Source organism: Vibrio sp. 03_296, from assembly GCF_002265885.1.
The window spans coordinates 1-885 of record NZ_NPKW01001134.1 but is presented as its reverse complement, the minus strand read 5'-3'; the positions used below and the strand labels follow the sequence as shown (position 1 = coordinate 885).

Annotated in this window: 2 pseudogenes; both read right to left on the bottom strand. The window is 45.2% G+C overall.

The window, feature by feature from the left end:
• Nucleotides 1–120, bottom strand: a pseudogene (gene raiA / locus CIK04_RS30340) (ribosome-associated translation inhibitor RaiA); the annotation flags it as partial.
• 23 nt (nt 121–143) lie between these two features.
• Nucleotides 144–885, bottom strand: a pseudogene (rpoN, locus tag CIK04_RS30335) (RNA polymerase factor sigma-54); the annotation flags it as partial.

Sequence of the window (885 nt, the reverse complement as noted above, 5' to 3'; positions counted from 1 at the left end):
ACAACTTGTATGCTATTGATGTGATCAAAAAATACGTTCAAGTTTGTCAAACTTGGTGTGAACATAGTCCTGCATTGAATCGGTAAGATCAACATGATGGCCTTGAATATTGATTTGCATAGACTTTCCTTTTCAGTTGAGGCCTAAAGTAGGCGTTTTCGCTGACTAGATGGGGCAATGCCTAAGGACTCGCGGTACTTAGCTATCGTTCGCCGTGCGACCTGAATTCCTTGGTCTGCCAGTAAGGCAGCAATTTTGCTATCACTCAGTGGTTTCGCACTGTTTTCGGCAGTGACTAACTTCTTAATGAGTGCGCGAATTGCTGTCGATGAACATTCTCCTCCACTATCCGTACTAACATGGCTAGAGAAGAAATATTTCAATTCAAAGATACCTCTAGGCGTTGTGCATAAACGTTCTGGGTTGTCACGCGTGAGATGGTGGATTCGTGCATCTCAACCGCGGTTGCCACATCATTAGCACCATAGGTTTCATTGCTTCTTCCCCATACTCGAAGAAATCATGTTGATGTTCAACTATGCAACGTGCAACTTTTGAGCAGCGTCTCGTTCTGCTCTCAGGCTCTTATTAACCAATTTCGCCTCTTGCAAATTGCTGCGAATGTACTGGCTATCGGCGCTGCTGCCTTTGCCAAGTTGCGCATATTGTTGATTGACTTTCAAWTTTGGAATGCTGTCTGGATTGATCGCGACACTCCATTTGCCATGCTCTTTAAATACCGAGACATCTGGGATCACGTACTCGGGCTCGATGGCATTGATCTTACTGCCAGGCCTTGGATCAAGTTGCTGGATCAGTTTGAGCGTTTCACGTAGGKCTTCTTCTTTGAGCTTCGCTTCTTTGACGATCAGCTTGTAATCGCGA